The sequence below is a fragment of the Pseudomonas sp. SD17-1 genome, from assembly GCF_029201585.1.
In the GTDB taxonomy this organism is placed as follows: Bacteria; Pseudomonadota; Gammaproteobacteria; order Pseudomonadales; family Pseudomonadaceae; genus Aquipseudomonas; species Aquipseudomonas palmensis.
Genome location: NZ_CP104044.1, coordinates 5,120,776 through 5,133,317, shown reverse-complemented (window position 1 = coordinate 5,133,317; position 12,542 = coordinate 5,120,776). Strand labels below are relative to the sequence as shown.

The following is a 12,542-nucleotide window of genomic DNA, read 5'->3' as shown; positions in this document are numbered from 1 at the left end:
GGTGGGCGGTGGCCCTGACACGCTTGCGATGTTCAGCGCACGTGCGGGCCTCGCGGTACCTCTAGCGGGCCGCCAGGAGGTGAAGCGGCCCGTGAGCACTCACGCCGCGGCCACGCCTTGGCCCACCAGCCCGGCCAGTGCATTGAGCATCGGTGCGCGATACTCCACGTCCTTCTCGTTCCAGTACACATGACCGGCTGGCAGGTCGACATTGAAGAAGCTTTCGTAGTAGCTGCCTGGCGCCGAATCCGAACGGTCGTTGCCGAACACCTTCAGGCGCACCGCACCCGCTTCAAGCCCGGTGTCCGCCTGGTGCAGCGCAATCACGCTGAAGCGCTCGCCGACCGCCCCGGGGCCATCGACCAGCTCGATTTCATACAGCTGTGCCAGCGCCTCGATGAACCGCTCGGTCTCCAGGCCCAGCGACGAGATCTCGAGCCCGTCGCTGTAGAAGTGCGCCTGTATCACGTTCATCTCGCCATCGAACCCCGGCTGCACGTCGCGCCGCAGCCGCGCCCGCACACCCACCGAGTGCCCGGCGAACGCGGCACGCAGGTCAAAGTGGTAGTGCACGTCATCCTGCATCAGGTGCTGCACCTGAAACACGCAGTCCACAAAACCTTCTTCGCCAAACTGCTCCAGCAGCGGCAACCCGTTCTTGTCCAATTGCATCATGCAGTCCCTTGGCGATGGTGGTCAGGCTGGCGATTATGCACCCGTTGCGCGCATCGATAATCCGTTTTAATGGTGCTTGGCCCGATCTTGGCTAGAGTGAATATTGACGACCACCCAGTGGCCGCCACCGTGACTGTTCACGAGACGCCGGCAATGCTCCGCGCGTCCACCACCTGATCAGGAGTGCACGATGGATCTCAACCGTCGGCAATTTTTCAAGGTCGCCGCCATCGGCCTTGGAGGTTCGAGCCTGGCGGCGCTGGGCATGGCCCCCACGCCGGCCTTCGCCGAACAGATACGCCACTTCAAGCTGGCCCGCACCAAGGAAACCCGCAACACCTGCCCCTACTGCTCGGTCGGCTGCGGCCTGATCCTGTACAGCCAGGGCGATGCGGGCAAGAACGTGGCGCAGAGCATCATCCACGTCGAAGGCGACGCCGATCACCCGGTCAACCGCGGCACCCTGTGCCCCAAAGGTGCAGGCCTGCTGGACTTCATCCACAGCCCCAGTCGCCTGCAGTACCCGCAGGTGCGCAAGCCGGGCAGCAACGAGTGGACGCGCGTCAGCTGGGATGAGGCCATGGACCGCGTGGCCGAGCTGGTCAAGGCCGACCGCGACGCCAACTTCATCGAGAAAAACGCCCAGGGCCAGACCGTCAACCGCTGGCTCAGCACCGGGTTCCTCGCGGCCTCGGCGGCTTCCAGCGAAGCCGGCTACCTGACCCACAAGGTCATTCGCAGTTTGGGCATGCTGGGGTTCGACAACCAGGCGCGTGTCTGACACGGCCCGACGGTGGCAAGTCTTGCCCCGACGTACGGCCGTGGTGCCATGACCAATCACTGGACCGATATCGCCAACGCGAACCTGATTCTGGTGATGGGCGGCAACGCAGCAGAAGCGCACCCGTGCGGTTTCAAATGGGTGACCGAAGCCAAGGCGCACAACCAGGCGCGGCTGATCGTGGTCGACCCACGGTTTACCCGTACCGCCTCGGTGGCCGATTACTACGCGCCGATTCGCACCGGCAGCGACATCGCCTTCATGGGCGGCCTGATCAACTATCTGCTCAGCACTGACCAGATCCAGCACGAGTACGTGCGCAACTACACCGACGTGTCGTTCATCGTCAAAGCCGGCTTCGGCTTCGAGGACGGGCTGTTCAGTGGCTACGATGCGGCCAAGCGTACCTATGCCGACAAGTCCGGCTGGGGCTACGAACTGGGTGAAGACGGTTTCGCCAAGGTCGACCCGACCCTGCAGGACCCGCGCTGCGTCTACCAGCTGATGAAGCAGCACTACAGCCGCTACACCCCGGAGCTCGCCAGCATGACCTGCGGCATGCCCCAGGCCAGCATGCAGAAGATCTGGGAAGAGATCGCCACCTGCTCCACACCCGGCAAGACCATGACCATCCTCTATGCCCTGGGCTGGACCCAGCATTCGATCGGCGCGCAGATCATCCGCAGCGCGGCGATGGTGCAACTGCTGCTGGGCAACGTCGGCATGCCGGGTGGCGGGGTCAACGCCCTGCGCGGGCACTCCAACATCCAGGGCCTGACCGACCTGGGCCTGCTGTCCAACTCCTTGCCGGGCTACCTGACCCTGCCCGGTGATGCCGAGCAGGACTACGACGGCTACATCGCCAAACGCGCCCTCAAGCCGCTGCGCCCAGGGCAGCTGTCGTACTGGCAGAACTACGGCAAGTTCCACGTCAGTCTGATGAAGGCCTGGTATGGCGCCAACGCCACTGCCGAGAACCACTGGGGCTACGACTGGCTGCCCAAGCTCGACATCCCAGGCTACGACGTGCTCAAGATGTTCGACATGATGGGCAGGGGCGAGGTGCACGGCTACATGTGCCAGGGCTTCAACCCGATTGCCGCGCTGCCCGACAAGAACCGCGTCACTGCCGCGCTCAGCAAGCTCAAGTGGCTGGTGGTGATGGACCCGCTGGCCACCGAAACCTCGGAGTTCTGGCGCAACGCAGGGCCGTACAACGACGTCAGCACGGCCGACATCGCCACCGAGGTCATCCGCCTGCCCACCACCTGCTTCGCCGAGGAGGACGGTTCGCTGGTAAACAGCAGCCGCTGGCTGCAGTGGCACTGGAAGGGCGCAGACGGCCCGGGCGAAACCCGTACCGACGTGCGCATCATGAGCGACCTGTTCCTGCGCCTGCGTGAACGCTACCGCGCCGAGGGTGGCGCGTTTGCCGAACCGCTGCTCAACCTCAGCTGGCCGTACAGGGTAGCCGACGAACCCTCCCCCGAAGAGCTGGCCAGGGAGCTCAACGGCATGGCCGTGACCGATCAGGTCGATGCAACCGGCGCCGCGCTCAAGGGCGGCCAGCAACTGTCGGGGTTCGCCCAGCTCAAGGACGATGGCAGTACCGCGTCCGGCTGCTGGATCTTCTGCGGCAGCTGGACCGAGCAGGGCAACCAGATGGCTCGGCGCGACAACAGCGACCCGTATGGCATGAAGCAGAACCTGGGCTGGGCCTGGGCCTGGCCGATGAACCGGCGAATCCTCTACAACCGTGCCTCGGCCACCCCGCAAGGCCAGCCCTGGGACCCGAAAAAACGCCTGGTATGGTGGAACGGCAAGGCCTGGACCGGCACCGACACCCCGGACTACAAGGCCGACGTGCCCCCCGAGGCGGGCATGAACCCGTTCATCATGAACCCCGAAGGGGTGGCCCGGTTCTTCGCCGTCGACAAGATGGCCGAAGGCCCGTTCCCCGAGCACTACGAACCCTTCGAGACGCCGATCGGGATCAACCCGCTGCACCCCACCAACAAGAAGGCCACCAGCAACCCGGCCGGACGCATCTTCGACTCGGTGTGGGACACCCTCGGCCAGGCCAAGGACTACCCCTACGCGGCCACCACCTACCGGCTGACCGAGCACTTTCACTTCTGGAGCAAGCATGCGCGCCTGAACGCCATCGCCCAGCCCGAGCAGTTTGTCGAGATCGGTGAAGTGCTGGCGCAGCAGAAGGGTATCCAGGCCGGCGACCGGGTGCGGGTGAGTTGCAAGCGTGGGCATATCGAGGCGGTGGCGGTCGTCACCAAGCGGATTCGTCCGCTGCAGGTCAACAACCAGACCGTGCACCAGGTCGGTATCCCGCTGCACTGGGGCTTCACCGGGCTGACGCGGCATGGCTACCTGACCAACACCCTGGTGCCGTTCCTCGGCGATGGCAATACACAGACCCCGGAATCGAAGTCGTTCCTGGTCAACGTGGAGAAAATCTGATGGCCAGCCAAGACATCATTGCCCGTTCGGCCACCACCACGCTGCCCCCCTCGGTGCGCCAGCAGGAGCAGGTCGCCAAGCTGATCGACACCACCAAGTGCATCGGCTGCAAGGCCTGCCAGGTGGCGTGTTCGGAATGGAACGAGCTGCGCGACGAGGTGGGTCACAACCACGGCACCTATGACAACCCGCAGGACCTCAGTGCTGAAAGCTGGACGCTGATGCGCTTCACCGAGCACGAGACCGCCGACGGCAACCTGGAGTGGCTGATCCGCAAGGACGGCTGCATGCACTGCGCCGACCCCGGCTGCCTCAAGGCCTGTCCCAGCCCGGGGGCGATCATCAAGCACGCCAACGGCATCGTCGACTTCAACCAGGACCACTGCATCGGCTGCGGCTACTGCATCACCGGCTGCCCGTTCAACATCCCGCGCATCTCGCAGAAGGATCACAAGGCCTACAAGTGCACCCTGTGTTCCGACCGCGTGGCCGTGGGGCTGGAGCCGGCCTGCGTGAAGACCTGTCCCACCGGCGCCATCGTGTTCGGCAGCAAGACCGACATGCAGGAGCACGCCGCCGAACGCATCGTCGACCTCAAGTCGCGGGGCTTCGAGCATGCCGGCCTGTACGACCCGGACGGCGTGGGTGGCACCCATGTGATGTACGTGCTGCACCACGCCGACACGCCGCGCGTGTACGCGGGGCTGCCCGACAACCCGGTGATCAGCCCGCTGGTCGGGCTATGGAAGGGCGTGAGCAAACCGCTGGCGCTGCTGGCCATGGGTGCGGCGGTGCTGGCCGGGTTCTTCCACTACGTGCGCATCGGCCCGCAGCGGGTCGAGGAAGAGGATGACGAGCATCCTGACACCAGCGTGCATCAGGTCGACCCGTCGGTGCATGTGTATGACCCGGGCAAGCCCACCGCACCAGGGGAGCAACGGCCATGAAGCACAAGCCGATACTGCGTTACACCGCCAACGAGCGCACCAACCACTGGCTGGTGGCGATCCTGTTCTTCATGGCGGCACTGTCGGGGCTGGCGCTGTTTCACCCGGCGCTGTTCTGGCTCAGCCACCTGTTCGGCGGCGGGCCGTGGACACGCACCCTGCACCCGTTCATGGGCGTGCTGATGTTCGTGCTGTTCCTGGGGCTGGTGCTGCGCTTCTGGCGGGCCAACTTCATCACCGCCACCGACCGGCAGTGGCTGCGCCGGGTCGACCGGGTGATCCGCAACGAGGAGGAGGGCGTACCACCGGTGGGCAAGTACAACGCCGGGCAGAAGCTGCTGTTCTGGACCCTGCTGGCGTGCATGCTGGTGCTGCTGGTGAGTGGCGTGGTGATCTGGCGTGCCTACTTCAGCGCGTACTTCGGTATCGACACCATTCGCCTGGCCACCCTGCTGCACGCCCTGGCCGGCTTCGTGCTGGTGCTGAGCATCATCGTGCACATCTATGCCGGCATCTGGATCAAGGGCTCGGTCAGCGCCATGCTGCATGGCTGGGTCAGCCGCGCGTGGGCGCGCAAGCACCATGCGCTATGGTACCGGGAGGTCACTCGGGACGAGCGGCCCGACACGCACAAAGGAGCCAAGCCTTGAGTACCGTGATGGAACCCGATCAGATCCAGGCGTCGGCCAGTTCGCCGCCGTTTCTGCACCCGCCACCGCCCCAGCTGTTTGCGCTGCGTGCCGAACGCCTCGACCTGCTGGCCGAGGGGCATGCGCTGGGCGACTACCTGCGCTTCGTGGCCGGGTTGTGCCGCGTGCAGCAGGGGTTGCTGGACAACCCGCCGGCAGCGGCCATGCCCGACCCGCAGCGCCTGCAGCTGTGCGTGACCCACGGCCTGGCGCCACTGGCCGCCGACAGCCTGGTGCGTGAGGGCGCCTGGCAGGGCTGGCTGGATGCCCTGTTGCAACGCTACGAGGCGTCTTCGCCGCTGGCGCATCAGGCCCAGACGCAATTGCGCGAGGCCGGGGCAGGGCAGCGCATGGTGTGGGCGCTGGCACTGCTGGGCGGGCAGTATAACGCGGTGCCGGCGGCGCTGGTGCCGTTTCTGGGGGCCGCGCTGCAGGCGGCGTGGAGCCATTGGCTGCTGGCCATGCCCGGCGTCGAACTCAAGCCCGGCGACAGCCTGGGGCAGTGTCCGGCATGTGGTTCGCCGGCGATGGCCGGGGTAATCCGCCACCGCGGCAAGTACAACGGCCTGCGCTACCTGGTGTGTGCGTTGTGTGCCTGTGAATGGCATGCGGTGCGGGTCAAGTGCGTGTATTGCGAGCAAAGCAAGGGCTTGCAGTACTTCAGCCTGGAGGATGACCGCCATGTCGCCGGGCAGGCGCCGTTGCGGGCCGAATGCTGCCTCGAATGCCACAGTTACCTGAAGCTGGTCTACCTTGAAAGCGATGCGCAATCGGAGGCCCTGTCGGCAGACCTGGCCAGCCTGGCACTGGACATGCGCCTGGATCAGGAGGGCTACCAGCGCCTGGCGCCGAACCTGTTGCTGGCCCCGGGCCTGTAGGGCGGCCTTGCGCGAAGGGCGCACTACACTGTGGGATCCGACCCTGCGCGGTGTTCCATTCGCCGGCAAGGCCGGCTCCTACATAGGCCGGAGCGTTTTTGCATGTCCTCCAACGTCACTCAGTGCACCCACCGTCTACCCTCCATCGACACCCTCCTGCGCAGCCCTGCCTGCGTTCCCCTGGTGGACCGCTACGGCCGCGACGCCGTGCTCGCCACCTTGCGCCAACTGCTCGATGACCTGCGCGAGCCCGCCCGCCACGGCCAGCTCGGGGCTGCCGAACTGGCCCCCGAGGTGCTCGCCGGCCGCACCAACGAACGCCTCGCCGCCCGGCACCGCAGCCACATCCGCCGGGTGTTCAACCTCACCGGCACCGTGCTGCACACCAACCTGGGCCGCGCGCTGCTGCCCGAAGCCGCCATCGAGGCCGTCCAGCTTGCCGCGCGCCACCCCCTCAACCTCGAGTTCGACCTGGACAGCGGCAAGCGCGGCGACCGTGACGACCTGATCGAAGGCCTGATCCGCGAGCTCACCGGCGCCGAGGCCGTGACCGTGGTCAACAACAATGCCGCCGCCGTGCTGCTGGCACTCAACAGCCTGGGCGCGCGCAAGGAGGGCATCATTTCGCGCGGCGAACTGATCGAGATCGGTGGTGCGTTCCGCATCCCCGACATCATGGCCCGCGCCGGGGTCAGGCTGCACGAGGTGGGCACCACCAATCGCACCCACACCCGCGACTACGAAGCGGCAATCAACCCGCGCAGCGGCCTGCTGATGCGCGTGCATTGCAGCAACTACAGCATTGAAGGCTTCACCAGCCATGTGCCCACCGCCGAGCTGGCGCAACTGGCCCACCAGCACGGCCTGCCGCTGCTCGAAGACCTGGGCAGCGGCAGCCTGCTCGACCTGACCCGCTGGGGCCTGCCCGCCGAACCCACGGTGCGTCAGGCCCTGGCCGATGGCGCCGATATCGTCACCTTCAGCGGCGACAAGCTGCTCGGCGGTCCGCAGGCCGGGATCATCGTGGGCAGCAAGGCGCTGATCGCGCGCATCAAGAAGAACCCGCTCAAGCGTGCCCTGCGGGTCGACAAGTTGACCCTCGCCGCGCTGGAAGCGGTGCTGGGCCTGTACCGCGACCCCGACCGCCTGGCCGAGCGCCTGCCCAGCCTGCGCCTGCTGACCCGGCCGCAAGCCGAGATCCTGGCCCAGGCCGAACGCCTGGCGCCGCGCATGGCACAGGCGTTGGGCGCGTCGTGGAGCGTTGCCGCGCTGCCTGCACTGGGCATGATCGGCAGCGGCAGCCAGCCGGTGGCACGCCTGCCCAGTGCTGCGCTGTGCATGCGCCCACAGGTGTCCAAGCGCCTGCGCGGGCGCAGCCTGCTGGCGCTGGAAGCGGCCTTGCGCGCGTTGCCCATCCCGGTGCTCGGGCGCCTGGACGACGACGCGCTGTGGCTCGACCTGCGCCAGCTGGATGACGAACCCGCGTGGCTGGCGCAGCTGGCGCAACTGGCGGTACTGCCCACGTGATCGTCGGCACCGCCGGGCACATCGACCATGGCAAGACCGCGCTGCTCGAAGCCCTCACCGGCCAGGCCGGGGATCATCGGCGCGAAGAGCGTGAACGCGGCATCACCATCGACCTTGGCTACCGTTATGCAGCGCTGGCGGCGGATGCGCCTTTGACCGGCTTTGTCGACGTGCCGGGCCACGAGCGGTTTATCCACAATATGCTGGCCGGCGCCCAGGGTATCGACCTGGTGCTGCTGGTGGTGGCGGCCGACGACGGGGTGATGCCCCAGACCCGCGAGCACCTGGCCATCGTCGAACTGCTGGGCATCGCGCAGGCGCTGGTGGCCATCACCAAATGCGACCGGGTCGAGCCGGCGCGGGTGCAGGCGGTGCAGGCCCAGGTGCGCGGGCTGCTTGCGCCGGGACCGTATGCCGGGGCGGCGCAGTTCGCGGTGTCGAGTGTCAGCGGCCAGGGTATCGAGGCACTGCGTCAGGCATTGCTCGCCGCGCAGCACGCCCTGCAGCCGCGTAGCCAGGGTGGCGCTTTTCGCCTGGCCATCGACCGGGCCTTCAGCGTGGCCGGGGCCGGTATCGTGGTCACGGGCACCGCGTTGTCCGGGCAGGTTCAGGTGGGCGACAGCCTGCTGCTGGGCAAGGCGGGCAAACCGGTGCGGGTGCGCGGCCTGCACGCGCAGAACCAGGTCGCGACCCAGGCCTTCGCCGGGCAGCGCGTGGCCCTGAACATCAGTGCCGAGCGGCTGGCGCTGGAGCATATCCACCGCGGCGACTGGCTGCTGGCCGAGTGGCTGCATGCGCCTACTCAGCGGCTGGATATCGAACTGCACCTGCTGGCCGGGGAAGCCCGTGCACTCGAGCATTTCAGCCCGGTGCACCTGCACCTGGGCACCCAGGACGTCACCGCCCGCGTCGCATTGCTGGAAGGCGAGCGGCTGGCGCCCGGGGCGCGCATGTTCGCGCAGCTGCTGGTCAACGCGCCGGTGCAGGCGGTGCATGGCGACTCCGTGGTGCTGCGCGACCAGAGTGCCCAGCGCACCCTTGGCGGCGGGCGCGTACTCGATCCATTCGCCCCGGCCCGCCAGCGCCGCAGCCCGCAGCGGCTGGCGCAACTGCAGGCACTGGCGGCGGCCGACAGCCTGGAACAGGCCTTGCCGGCGCTGCTTGCGCAAGGCACGGGCGGGCTCGACCCACAGCGCCTGGAGCGCCAGTTCAATCGCTTGCGCAACCACTGGCGGCTGGATGCGCAGGTGCAGGTGGTGGCCACGCGGCAGGGGCCGCTGCTGTTCGACACGACGCAATGGCAGGCGCTCAAGGCCCGGGTGCTGGCGCAACTGGCGCGTTTTCACGAGCTCGAACCCGACCAGCTCGGCCCTGACCGCGACCGCCTGCGCCGTTTCGCCAGCCTGGCACTGGAGCGGCCGGCGTTCATCAGCCTGGTGGACGAGTTGCTGGGCGAGCAGGCGATTGCCAGCAGCGGCCCGTGGCTGCACCTGCCCACGCACCAGGCGCGCCTGAACGAGGCCGACACGGCGCTCTGGCAACAGGTGCAACCGTTGCTGCTGGCGGCGCGTTTCGATCCGCCCTGGGTGCGCGACCTGGCCCACGCCACCGGCAGCGAAGAAGCCGAGGTACGGCTGCTGCTGCGCAAGATGGCGCGTCTGGGCCAGGTGCACCAGGTGGTGCGCGATCTGTTCTATCCCGAGGCCACAGTGCGGCAAATGGCGGCTATGCTGTTGCGCATGGCGGGTGATGAGGTGCAGGTGACGGTTTTTCGTGATGCGCTGGGTATCGGGCGCAAGCGCAGCATCCAGGTGCTGGAATACTTCGATCGCATCGGCCTGACCCGGCGCCTGAGCGACCAGCGCCGCATCCGCCGCGACAATGCCCTGGCTCAACCGGGCGACAACTGAATTCAAGGAAGGCAATCGCGCCCGGTGGCGCGGCCGGGCTTCAAACCCGGTTGGGGACGGCAGCCGTTCCCGGGCAGGTTCGACTCCGGCTGCCTTCCGCCATTTTTCGCAGTGACTCAGGCCACCCGTTCACCGCACAGGTCCAGGGCGAACCAGTGCTCGGCGGTGTCGATGTCCAGCCCCGCGCCCAGCAGGGCGAACAGCTTGCCCAGCGCCGCCTCGCGGGTCATGCCACCGCCCGATACCAGGCCGGTCTCGCGCAGGCGGCTGCCGGCGGCGTAGGTATCGAACAGCACACTGCCCTCGATGCACTGGCTGATGGCGGCAATCAGCACGCCACCCTGGCGCGCCTTCTGCAACGCCTGCATCAGTGCTGCATCTTCCGATGGGCCGGTGCCGCTGCCATAGCATTCAAGCAGCAGGCCGCGCACGCCGCTCACCACCAGTGCCTGTACCTGCTCGGCCTGCAAGCCGGGGTACACCGGCAGCACCGCCAGTTTCACCGGCACCCGCGGCTGGGCATAGCCGAGTACCGCGGGCAACGCGCTGGCGCGGCTGCCTTCGCGGTGGCGCGCCGGCGCGGCAAACGCATCGAAGGCCTCGCTGCGCAGTTTGCTGGCCCGTGCGCCGTGCAGCAGCTGGCCTGCGAAATACAGCTGCACGCCGCTTTGCAGGCCGCTTTCGAACAGGGCCAGGGCGCCGTGCAGGTTGTCCCAGGCGTCGCTGTGCGGTGCGCCGGCCGGCAGCATCGAGCCGGTGAGCACTACCGGCACATCCAGCCCCAGCAGCAGGAACGACAACGCTGCTGCGCTGTAGGCCAGGGTGTCGGTGCCGTGCAGCAGCAGGATGCCGTCGTGGCCATCACGCGTCACCGCCGTGACGATGGCCGCCTGCATGGCCAGCCAGTTGGCCTGCTGCATGTTGGCGCTGTCGAGCAGCGGTGACATCTCTTGCAGGCGCCAGTGCACCCGGGGTGGCGTCGGGTGCGTGTCCAGCCAGGCGCGCATGCGTGCCTCGAAGCCACCGGCCGGCGCCAGGCCATGGGGCGTTTGCAGCATGCCGATGGTGCCGCCGGTGTAGAGGACGAGAAGGTTCTTGACCGCGCGCATGGTGAGCATTCCAGGCAGGTGAGAAAGGGGCATCGCGAATCGGCTGCCGCCCGCGAACGGGGCGGCGGCACAGGGTTGCTCAGCGTTGCGCTTGAGCTTGAGCTTCGCCCACGCTGGCAGGGCGTACGCTTTCAGCGGGCTGGACAGCAGGCCAGGCCTGGGTGTCCAGATCCAGGTCGGGGAACCTGGCCGAGTCGAATACCGGCTGCTTGATGCCTGCCTTGCGCTGGTCGTCGTAGTCGCGCATCACGCGCAGGCCGATCTTGAACAGCAGCGCCAGGGCGATCAGGTTGACGAAGGCCAGGCACGTCATGGTGATGTCGGCGAAGGCGAACACGGTCGACAGGTTCTGCACCGAGCCCCACACGATCAGCGCCAGCACCAGGGCACGGTAGACCATCAGCACCGCACGGTTGCGGGTCAGAAACTGCAGGCTGTTTTCGCCCAGGTAGTAGTTGTAGAGGATACAGGTGAACACGAACAGCGACAGCGCCACGCTGACGAACAGGCGACCCCAGTCACCGACCACGGCAGCCAGCGAGTTCTGGGTCAGCACGATGCCGTCACCTTCGAAGCCCGGGGTGTAGAAGCCCGACAGCAGAATCAGCAGCGCGGTGCAGGTGCAGATCACGAAGGTATCGAGGAACACGCTGAATGCCTGCACCACGCCCTGGGCGCCCGGGTGTTTCACTGCCGCCACGGCGGCCACGTTGGGCGCACTGCCAAGGCCCGCTTCGTTGGCGAACACGCCACGCTTGACGCCCATCACGATGGCACTGCCCAGCAGGCCGCCGAAGGCAGGGTCCAGGCCGAAGGCGCTCTTGAAGATGGTTTCGAGCATGGCCGGCACGTGTTCGATCTGGCTGCCGATCACGTACAGGGTAACGCCGATGTAGGCCAGGGTCTTGACCGGCACCAGCAGGTCGGACACCGAGGCGATGCGCTTGATCCCGCCCAGGAACACGATGGCCAGCAGCACGGCCAGGGCAATCCCGGTGTGCTCCGGGGCGAAGCCGAAGGCGTTCTGCAGCGAGTGGGTCACGGTGTACGACTGCAGGCCGTTGAAGGCGAAGCCGTAGGTCACCAGCAGCAACACCGAGAACACCACTGCCATGGTGCGCAGGTTGAGGCCGTGCAGGATGTAGTAGGCCGGGCCGCCGCGGTACAGGCCGTCACCGTCGGCGCGCTTGTAGACCTGCGCCAGGGTGCATTCGAAGAAGCTGCTGGACATGCCCACCAGCGCCGTCACCCACATCCAGAACACCGCGCCCGGGCCGCCCAGGGTCACGGCGATACCGACACCGGCGATGTTGCCGGCACCCACGCGCCCGGCCAGGCTCAGCATCAGTGCCTGGAACGAACTCAACTGGCCCGCCTGGCCGCGCAACGATTCCTTGAATACGCCGAACATATGGATGAAATGGCGAAACTGCACAAATCGCGAGCGCAGGGTGAAATAGCTTCCCAGTCCGACGATAAGCACGATAAGGAACTTCCCCGAAAGGAAATCGTTGAGCACTTCGAGCATGGCGTGACCTCGGTTCTTGTTCT

General features: G+C 67.0%; 9 protein-coding genes and 1 tRNA gene. 7 read left to right on the top strand and 3 right to left on the bottom strand.

Annotation, left to right across the window (positions count from 1 at the left end; all coding sequences use genetic code 11):
- Window positions 1-99 precede the first annotated feature (99 nt).
- Complete coding sequence (locus N0B28_RS23450) at window positions 100-672, bottom strand: hypothetical protein (protein WP_052504272.1); 573 nt, start codon at window positions 670-672, stop codon at window positions 100-102.
- 193 nt (window positions 673-865) lie between these two features.
- On the opposite strand from N0B28_RS23450, the gene fdnG reads away from it, so the two are divergent.
- The 7 genes from fdnG to N0B28_RS23415 all read left to right on the top strand — a co-directional run bounded on the left by fdnG (window position 866) and on the right by N0B28_RS23415 (window position 9,984).
- Window positions 866-3,931 carry a formate dehydrogenase-N subunit alpha gene (gene fdnG / locus N0B28_RS23445; RefSeq protein WP_275729126.1) on the top strand — a complete coding sequence of 1,022 codons (3,066 nt, stop codon included), beginning with the start codon at window positions 866-868 and terminating at the stop codon, window positions 3,929-3,931.
- Window positions 3,931-4,878 carry a formate dehydrogenase subunit beta gene (fdxH, locus tag N0B28_RS23440; protein WP_043861915.1) on the top strand — a complete coding sequence of 316 codons (948 nt, stop codon included), beginning with the start codon at window positions 3,931-3,933 and terminating at the stop codon, window positions 4,876-4,878. The genes fdnG and fdxH overlap by 1 nt, the downstream gene beginning before the upstream one ends.
- Window positions 4,875-5,528 carry a formate dehydrogenase subunit gamma gene (locus N0B28_RS23435; RefSeq protein ID WP_275729123.1) on the top strand — a complete coding sequence of 218 codons (654 nt, stop codon included), beginning with the start codon at window positions 4,875-4,877 and terminating at the stop codon, window positions 5,526-5,528. Before fdxH ends, N0B28_RS23435 begins: the two co-directional genes overlap by 4 nt.
- Entirely contained in the window at window positions 5,525-6,445 is a 921-nt protein-coding gene (gene fdhE / locus N0B28_RS23430) for a formate dehydrogenase accessory protein FdhE (RefSeq protein WP_275729120.1), read from the top strand. Before N0B28_RS23435 ends, fdhE begins: the two co-directional genes overlap by 4 nt.
- A 102-nt stretch (window positions 6,446-6,547) precedes the next feature.
- Complete coding sequence (gene selA / locus N0B28_RS23425) at window positions 6,548-7,972, top strand: L-seryl-tRNA(Sec) selenium transferase (protein WP_275729117.1); 1,425 nt, start codon at window positions 6,548-6,550, stop codon at window positions 7,970-7,972.
- On the top strand, window positions 7,969-9,882 hold the full coding sequence (selB, locus tag N0B28_RS23420) for a selenocysteine-specific translation elongation factor (protein WP_275732106.1): 1,914 nt from the start codon (window positions 7,969-7,971) through the stop codon (window positions 9,880-9,882). The genes selA and selB overlap by 4 nt, the downstream gene beginning before the upstream one ends.
- A gap of 6 nt (window positions 9,883-9,888) precedes the next feature.
- Window positions 9,889-9,984, top strand: a tRNA-Sec gene (locus N0B28_RS23415).
- Between the two features lie 14 nt (window positions 9,985-9,998).
- Here the strand turns inward: N0B28_RS23415 and N0B28_RS23410 are convergent.
- Together N0B28_RS23410 and N0B28_RS23405 are read right to left on the bottom strand one after the other, a co-directional pair.
- Window positions 9,999-10,991 (bottom strand): asparaginase, encoded by a 993-nt coding sequence (locus tag N0B28_RS23410; protein WP_078481652.1) that lies wholly within the window; start codon window positions 10,989-10,991, stop codon window positions 9,999-10,001.
- A 79-nt stretch (window positions 10,992-11,070) separates the two neighbouring features.
- The gene (locus tag N0B28_RS23405) at window positions 11,071-12,519 is read right to left on the bottom strand and encodes an alanine/glycine:cation symporter family protein (RefSeq protein ID WP_275732104.1); all 1,449 of its coding nucleotides are present in this window, start codon (window positions 12,517-12,519) and stop codon (window positions 11,071-11,073) included.
- Window positions 12,520-12,542 lie beyond the last annotated feature (23 nt).